This window comes from Mycobacterium sp., assembly GCF_052145595.1.
In the GTDB taxonomy this organism is placed as follows: domain Bacteria; phylum Actinomycetota; class Actinomycetes; order Mycobacteriales; family Mycobacteriaceae; genus Mycobacterium.
The window spans coordinates 1-8,250 of record NZ_JBKQOI010000074.1 but is presented as its reverse complement, the minus strand read 5'-3'; the positions used below and the strand labels follow the sequence as shown (position 1 = coordinate 8,250).

Below are 8,250 nucleotides of genomic sequence, written 5' to 3'. Positions count from 1 at the left end.
CCACGTTCACGTCGTACTTGTCGATGGCGCGGCGCATGGTGGCGCCCCAGCCGCAGCCGACGTCGAGCAGCGTCATGCCCGGCCGCAGGCCCAGCTTGCCCAGCGCCAGGTCGATCTTGGCGATCTGCGCCTCTTCCAGCGTCATGTCGTCGCGTTCGAAGTAGGCGGAACTGTAGGTCTGGGTGGGGTCCAGGAACAGGCGGAAGAAGTCGTCGGATAAGTCGTAGTGCGCCTGCACATCGTCGAAGTGCGGTGTCAGATCCTTGGCCATGACGTTATGTGCCTTTCTGGGCCTTGCCGGCCCGTCGGTGCCAGGCGAAACGCACCGAAATCCCCTGCATGCTCGGGGCATGCTATCCCAGTCAGACGTGGGCGGTCACGTCACTTCGCGAGGGTGAACTGCGCCACGTTGACGAGCCCTCTGCGGAAGCGGTCCGCACACCCGGTCAGGTAGTGCATGAAGTTGTCGTAGACCTCTTCGGACTGGATGGCGATGGCGCGATCGCGGTTGGCCGCCAAGTTGACGACCCAGGTGTCGAGGGTCCGTGCGTAATGTTGCCGCATCAGTTGGATCTGCTCGACGGAGAACCCCGCGGCCTTCGCGTTGTCGACGATGTCGGGCTCGGATGGGACTTGGCCGCCAACCGTATGTCGCTCATCGTCAGCGCAATGCCCTGTTCGTGCAACCACCGACGGTCATAAGAGAACGGGCTGTGCAGCAGCATCCGGCCGTCGTCGGGAAGGATGTCGTACGAGCGTTCGAAGAACGCGCCATACCGCTCCTTGTGGAAGGCGTCGAATGCCTCAAAGGAGACGATCCGGTCAACCTTCTCTTCGAATTCTTCCCAGCCCTGCAGCCGCGCCTCGGCGTGCCGCGTCGTCGGAATGGCGGCCAGCCTGGCTTGGCTGCGCTCACAGTGGTTGCGGGACAAGGTAAGTCCGATGACGTTGACGTCGTACTTCTCGACGGCGCGGACCAGCGCCCCGCCCCAACCGCAACCCACGTCGAGCAGCGTGATCCCGGGCTCGAGGTTCAGCTTGTCCAGGGCCAGGTCCACCTTGGCCAGGTGCGCCTCTTCCAGCGTCATGTCGTCACGCTCGAAGTATGCGCAGGTGTAGACCCAGGTGGGGTCGAGGAAGAGCCCGAAAAAGTCGGACGAAATGTCGTAAGCGGCTTGCGAATCTTCGTAATACGGCGTCAGTTCCGCCATTCTCAGACCACGTCCAGCGCCAAACGGACAACCCGATGAGTCCTTCCCTGAAATTCACGGGAAGTGTCATTGGCCGCCTGACCGTGCCCTCAGCTGGCCTCGGCGAAGTTGCTGGTCAGCACGCTGATCAGCCGATCCCAGAGTTGCTGAGGCAGGTCGTGGCCCATGCCGTCGAATAAGACTAACCGAGCGCCGTTGATGGCGCGTGCGACCGCGCGACCGCCGAAGGGGCGGGCGAGCTTATCGGCTCTGCCGTGGATGACCACGGTCGGTGCGACGGTTTGCCGGTTGTAGGCAAGCAAGCTGCCGCTGGCCAGGACCGCGCTGAACTGCCGGGCGACACCCGATGGGTCGTAGCTGCGGTCATAGCTCTCGGCGGCGTCAGCGCGGACCTGCTCCTCGGTCATGCGGTAGCGCGGACTGCCGGTGATCTTGGTGACGCGCACCACGTTGTCGACGATCACCTCGCGGGGCGAGCCCGGCGGCGGGCCTTTGACGACCGCCAGCAATGCACGTGGGGCGGGCGGCGGCATGAACGGTCGGTTGTTGCTGGAAAAGATGACCGCCAGCGTCTTGGTTCGCTCGGCAAATCGCGCCGCGAAGACCTGGGCGATCATGCCTCCCATCGATGCCCCGACTATGTGGGCGCGCTCGATGCCCAGTTGGTCCAGCAGAGCGGCGGCGTCGTCGGCCATGTCTTCCAGCTTGTAAGGGGCCTCGCTGCGCCGCCCGAGCCAGAAGCGGACCATCCGGGGGACCACCGGCCCGCTCGAGTTGGGCGGGTCGGTCTTGCTGGACAGGCCGACGTCGCGGTTGTCGTATCGGATGACTCGCAGACCCCGGCCGACGAGCTTCTCGCAGAAGGCCGTCCGCCACAACAGCAGCTGCGCGCCCAGCCCCATGATCAGCAGCACGGGTGGGTCGTCGACGTCGCCCATGTCCTCGTAGTAGAGCTTCAGGTCGCCCTTGGAATCGCCCGGAGCGGCCCGCGATCTGGCCCCTGAAGTGGCATAGCCGGGACGGATTTCCATCAGAGGAGCCCCTAGACCTCGATGTCAGATTGATGCTCGCGGCTGACCTCGACCATGAAGTTCGCGAAGTAGCCCGTCAGCTGCGGGTCGGACATCATTGGCCATTTCGGTGCCAGCAACTTCATATACCGCTCGACGTATAAGAACTGCTTGCCGATCAGCACCAGCTCGCGGGGGAGCTTGACGTCGTAGGCGTCGGCCAGTGTCGACAGCTGCCGCCCGATGTCGGCATAGGACATGTCACCGAGCGTCTGCATCGTCAATGGGGTGGCGAACTTCTCCAGGTCCTTGGCGGCCTGGGCTTCTGGCTTCATGGTGCCCACGGCACCCATCAGCACGACGATCTTGCCGGCCGCGGCATGGTCCTTCTTGACCAGCAGCGCGTACACCAGCTCGCGCAGCAGCCAGCGGGTGCGCGGGTCGATGCGGCCCATGATCCCGAAGTCGAAGAACACGATGCGGCCCGCCTCGTCGACGTACAGGTTGCCGGCGTGCAGGTCGCCGTGAAACAGCCCGTGCCGCAGACCGCCCTCGAAGAGCGAGAACAGCAGCGCCTTCACCAACTCGACGCCGTCGAACCCGGCCTTGCGGATGGCGGCGACGTTATCGATGCGGATACCTTGCACCCGCTCCATCGTCAGCACCCGGTCGGCGGTGAAGTCCCAGTACACCTGCGGCACCCGGATGTTGCGGCCCAGCGGTGACGCGTGCAGGTGAGAGACCCATGCCTCCATCGACTGCGCCTCGAGGCGGAAGTTCAGCTCCTCGGCGAGGTTGTCGGAGAAGTCGGCGACGACATCCTGGGCCGAGAGCCGGCGGCCCAGCTTGGCCATTTCGACGGCCTGCGCGAAACGCTTCAGGATCTGCAGGTCGGCGGCGACCCGGCGACGGATGCCGGGACGCTGGATCTTGACGACGACCTCCTCGCCGCTGTGCAGGGTCGCGTAGTGCACCTGGGCGATGGACGCCGACGCGAACGGCTGTTCGTCCCACTTGGCGAACAGCTCGGACGGGTCACCGCCGAGCTCCTCGACGAACAGCTTGTGCACCTCGTCGGTGTCGGCGGGCGGCACCCGGTCGAGCAGGTCGCGGAACTCGCAGGACAGCGACTCACCGAACGCGCCGGGGCTGGACGCGATGATCTGTCCGAACTTCACGTACGTCGGGCCCAGGTCGGCGAAGGTCTGCGGGAGCTGCTTGATCACCTTCTGCTGCCACGGGCCCTTGCCCGGCAGCTTGGTGAGGATGCGGGCGGCGGTGCAGGTGACCTGCCAACCGGTAACCGCTACCCGGGCCGCTTCGACCGGCAACGGCACCCGGTCGAGCTTGGCCACCTCGCGATGTTTGGTGGAGCTCATTGAAGCAGTGTGCCAAATCTGCCCAGTCAAGTCCCAATTGCTGTGAGCCCGCTCACGAGCGGATGTTCAGGGGCCGGCCATGGCGAAGTTCTCGGTGAGGGTCTCGATGACCGGACGCCACACCGGTTCGGGAAGATCGTGCCCCATCCCGTCGACCACGACGTATCGCGCGCCGGGGATGGCCGCCGCGAGCGCGCGCCCGTTGCGGGGCCGCACCATCGGGTCGTGCGAACCGTGGATCACCACCGTCGGCATGGTGATCGCCTTGCTGTAGGCCAGCAGGCTGCCGGTGCCCAGCAGGGCGTCGACCTGGCGGAGCATCCCGGGCGGATAGGTGCAGCGCTGCGCGAGTTGTTCGACGCGCTTGCGCAGGTCGGCGTCGGACGGCAGGAAGTTCGGGCCGTTGATTACCGCGACGTTGCGCACCTCGAAGGCGAGCCGTTCCTCGGCCGACGCGTGCTTGCCGGGCGAGCCGAACGCCAGCTTGATGACCCGCCAGGCCGGCAGCGCGGAGAGCGGCTTGCCGGTGGCGGACATGATGAGGCCCAGTGACGCCACCCGGTCCGGCTGCGTGGCGGCCAGGATCTGGGCGATCATGCCGCCCATCGAGGCGCCGACGACGTGGGCCCGGGCGATGCCCAGATGATCGAGCAGCGCGACCACGTCCTGAGTCATGTCGATCAGTGTGTAGGGCACCGCGCTGGTCCTGCCCAGCACGTAGCGCAATGCCCGCCGGTAGACCGAGCCCTCGGCGCGCATCCCGTGCATCTTGGCCGACAGACCGGTATCGCGGTGATCGAAACGGATGACGCGGTAACCGGCGCCGACGAGCTGCGCGCAGAAGCCGTCGGGCCACATCGGCAGCTGGGCGCCCAGACCCATGATGAGCAGCGCGGGCGGGGCCGCCGGGTCGCCGAGATCCTCGTAGTACAGCTCGACGGGGACGTCGGGGCCATCCGGCCCCACCGGTGTCCGTCGGCGCGCGGTTCCGCTGCTGGTGCGCACGCTCTCAGTTCTACCTGGGACTCCAGGGCTTGGCCCACGGCCGTGGTTCCCAGTTCTCCAGCCCGGCGATCAACTCGTACATGGTGGCGCCGTCGATGGTTTCCCGGATGATGTCGGCGTGCCCGGCGTGCCGGGCCAGCTCGTTGATCACGTGCAGGATCACCCAGCGCACCGACCAGGCCTCCAGGTTCTTCGGGAACCAGGGAATGTCGTGCGGGACGGGCACCGCCGCATCGAGGTCGGCGGTTTCGGCCAGCCGCAGCGATTTCGCGTTCTGCGCTTCGAAGGCCCGCAGCAGCCCGTCCAGCGTCTCGTCCGGCCGCATCACGTGCTGGTCCCCGAACTCCTTGGCGACCTCTTCGAACGGCCGGGTGTCCTTGGGGGGAGCGCCCGGGGCGGCGGCAACGCGCGCCATCCAGCTGCGTTGCAACCCGGTGGCGTGCTTGACGAGCCCGCCGATCGACAGCGCGCTCACCGTGGGCGCTGACCGGGCCTGTTCATCGGTGAGGCCGTAGGAGACGGCGAAATACGCGCTCTGGTGGTAGGCCAGGTATTCGCGCAGGGCGCTGCGTTCGTCGGCCACCGGACGGGCGAGGGCGGGCATGACCGCGAGGGTAGTCGGCAATCGGCTTCGTCGGGCCGTCGGGCCGCCGTAAGGTGCAGGGATGCAGCTGGTTTCGGCGGAGTCGACCGAGCTTTTCGTCGGGCCGTCCCAGGCGCCGGTGCAGCTGGCGCGTGTCACCGTTTCCGGGTGCGCCGAGCCGACGCCGATCCGCATCGACGGCGACGGTCTGAGCGGGGAGGCCGTCGCCTCCGGAGGCGAGGGCGGCGACCAGGTCATCGAGGTCCCGGTCACCGTCGAGCATCCCGTCGCCGGTCAGCGGCGGGCCGCGCGGGTGCGCGCCGGTCGCGCCCGCGCGTCGTTCGAGCTCGCCTTCGAGTTCACGATCGCCGAGCCGGGTTGGACGATGTTCATGGTCAGCCACTTCCACTACGACCCGGTTTGGTGGAACACCCAGGGCGCCTACACCAGCCAGTGGCGGGAGGACCCGCCAGGACAGGCCCGGCAGACCAACGGTTTCGAACTGGTCCACGCGCATCTGGAGATGGCGCGCCGCGAGCCCGAGTACAAGTTCGTTCTGGCCGAAGTGGATTACCTCAAGCCGTACTGGGACACCCGCCCGGAGGACCGCGCCGACCTGCGCCGGTTGATCACGCAGGGCCGCGTCGAGGTGATGGGCGGCACCTACAACGAACCCAACACCAACCTCACCAGCCCGGAAACGACCATCCGAAACCTGGTGCACGGCACGGGGTTTCAGCGTGATGTGCTGGGTGCTGACCCGGCCACCGCGTGGCAGCTCGACGTGTTCGGGCACGACCCGCAATTCCCCGGATTTGCGGCCGATGCCGGCCTGACGTCGAGTTCGTGGGCCCGGGGTCCGCATCACCAGTGGGGTCCCGCGCAAGGTGGTGACGTCGAGCGGATGCAGTTCTGCAGCGAGTTCGAGTGGATCGCGCCGTCGGGCCGCGGCCTGCTGACCCACTACATGCCGGCGCACTATTCGGCGGGCTGGTGGATGGACTCGTCGACCTCGCTCCGGGAGGCCGAGGACGCCACCTACGAGCTGTTCGATCAGCTCAAGAAGGTCGCTTTGACGCGCAATGTGTTGTTGCCCGTCGGCACCGACTACACCCCGCCGAACAAGTGGGTCACCGCGATCCATCGCGACTGGGCCTCGCGCTACACATGGCCGCGATTCGTGTGCGCGATACCGCGGGAGTTCTTCGCGGCGGTGCGCGCCGAACTCGCGCAGCGCGGATGTGTGCCGTCACCGCAGACCCGTGACATGAACCCGATCTACACCGGCAAAGACGTGTCCTTCATCGACACCAAGCAGGCCAACCGGGCCGCCGAGAACGCCGTGCTGGAGGCCGAGCGCTTCGCCGTGTTCGCCGGGGCGATGGCCGGCGCGGATTACCCCCAGGCCGCCCTGGCCAAGGCGTGGGTGCAGCTGGCCTACGGTGCACACCACGACGCCATCACCGGCTCGGAGTCCGACCAGGTCTACCTCGACCTGCTGACCGGCTGGCGTGACGCGTGGGAGCTGGGCCGCGCGGCCCGCGACAACTCCCTGGAATTGCTGTCCGGTGCCTTGGATACTCAGGCCGGTGACGTGATCGTGTGGAACCCGCTGACGCACCGGCGTACCGACATCGTCACCGCCCGGCTCGACCCGCCGCTCGGCACGGCGGTGCGAGTCCTTGACGCCGACGGCACCGAGCTGCCCGCGCATGTCGAGCACGACGGGCGGTCGGTCACCTGGCTGGCGCGGGACGTGCCGTCGCTGGGCTGGCGGGCCTACCGGCTGGCCCCCGCTGAGCGAGCGACCGGCTGGGAACCGGTGCCCGGGTCAGAGATTGCCAACGAGCACTACCGGTTGGCGGTCGACCCGGCGCGCGGCGGGGCGGTCTCTACCCTTGTTGAGCCGGGTCATGACGGCCGCGAGCTGATCGCCGACGGCGGGGTGGGCAACGAGCTTGCCGTCTACGAGGAATACCCGGCCCACCCCACGCAGGGTGAGGGCCCGTGGCACCTGCTGCCCAAGGGGCCGGTGGTGTGCTCGTCCGAATCGTCCGCGCGGGTGCAGGCCTACCGCGGCCCGCTCGGTGAGCGGCTGGTGGTGCGGGGCCGGATCGGCGACCTGCTGCGCTACACCCAAACGTTGACCCTCTGGCGCGGCGTGGCGCGGGTGGATTGCCGCACCACCATCGACGACTTCACCGGCGCCGACCGCCTATTGCGGCTGCGCTGGCCGTGTCCGGTGCCGGGCGCCATGCCGGTCAGCGAGGTGGGCGACGCCGTCGTCGGGCGCGGTTTCGCGTTGCTGCATGCGGGGCCCGAATCGGTGGACACCGCGCAGCACCTGTGGACGCTGGACAGCCCGGCCTACAGCTGGTTCGGCCTGTCCTCGGCGGCACGGATCCGCGTCAGCGACAACCTGGGCAACACAGTGCGGGCGGTGTCGGTGGCCGAGGTGGTGTCTCCGTCCGAGACGATGTCGGGACCGCTGGCGCGCGAGCTGATGGTCGCGCTGGTCCGCGCCGGTGTGACGGCCACCTGCAGCGGCGCCGACAAGCCGCGCTACGGCCATCTCGACGTCGACTCCAATTTGCCCGACACGCGGATCGCGTTGGGTGGGCCGGACCGCAATGCGTTCGCCAAAGCCGTTCTGGCCGAGGCGGATCCGGCGTACACCGCGGAACTCGATGGCCAGCTGGCCGCGACGGGACAGGCCAGGGTGTGGGTGCCTGCGGCAGAAGAATTCAGGCCGTTGGCGGCGGCCTGGGTGCCCGACGCCGACCTGCGCGCGGTGCGGGCGCTGCCGGTGCTGGTGATCGACGGTCGGGACAAGAAAAGCCTGCGCGCCGCGATCGCCTCGGCGGTCGACGATCTCGGGGACGCCGAGATCCCGGTCACCCAGGACACCCGGCGGGCACCTTCGGGTATCGACCATTTCGAGGCCCGCACAGTCGCGCTGCTCAACCGCGGGGTGCCAAGCTTCGCCGTCGACCCCGAGGGCACGCTGCACACCGCGCTGATGCGGTCCTGCACCGGCTGGCCGTCCGGTATCTGGACCGACG

General features: G+C 67.9%; 5 protein-coding genes and 2 pseudogenes. 1 reads left to right on the top strand and 6 read right to left on the bottom strand.

The window, feature by feature from the left end; all coding sequences use genetic code 11:
* From mmaA2 to ACLP4W_RS05495, 6 genes and pseudogenes are all read right to left on the bottom strand, one after another.
* A pseudogene (gene mmaA2, locus ACLP4W_RS05520) lies at positions 1 to 271 on the bottom strand (cyclopropane mycolic acid synthase MmaA2); the annotation flags it as partial.
* A gap of 110 nt (positions 272 to 381) precedes the next feature.
* A pseudogene (mmaA1, locus tag ACLP4W_RS05515) lies at positions 382 to 1,211 on the bottom strand (mycolic acid methyltransferase MmaA1).
* An 89-nt stretch (positions 1,212 to 1,300) separates the two neighbouring features.
* Positions 1,301 to 2,242, bottom strand: a complete 942-nt coding sequence (locus ACLP4W_RS05510; RefSeq protein WP_442384881.1) for an alpha/beta fold hydrolase — start codon at positions 2,240 to 2,242, stop codon at positions 1,301 to 1,303.
* Between the two features lie 11 nt (positions 2,243 to 2,253).
* Positions 2,254 to 3,600 carry an ABC1 kinase family protein gene (locus ACLP4W_RS05505; protein WP_442384879.1) on the bottom strand — a complete coding sequence of 449 codons (1,347 nt, stop codon included), beginning with the start codon at positions 3,598 to 3,600 and terminating at the stop codon, positions 2,254 to 2,256.
* 66 nt (positions 3,601 to 3,666) lie between these two features.
* Positions 3,667 to 4,605 carry an alpha/beta fold hydrolase gene (locus tag ACLP4W_RS05500; RefSeq protein WP_442384877.1) on the bottom strand — a complete coding sequence of 313 codons (939 nt, stop codon included), beginning with the start codon at positions 4,603 to 4,605 and terminating at the stop codon, positions 3,667 to 3,669.
* Between the two features lie 10 nt (positions 4,606 to 4,615).
* Positions 4,616 to 5,188, bottom strand: coding sequence for a DinB family protein (locus ACLP4W_RS05495; RefSeq protein ID WP_442384883.1), 573 nt, complete (start codon positions 5,186 to 5,188; stop codon positions 4,616 to 4,618).
* 82 nt (positions 5,189 to 5,270) lie between these two features.
* Between ACLP4W_RS05495 and ACLP4W_RS05490 the strand changes: the two genes are divergently transcribed.
* A partial coding sequence (locus ACLP4W_RS05490; protein WP_442384875.1) for an NEW3 domain-containing protein occupies positions 5,271 to 8,250 on the top strand: 2,980 nt, incomplete at its 3' end.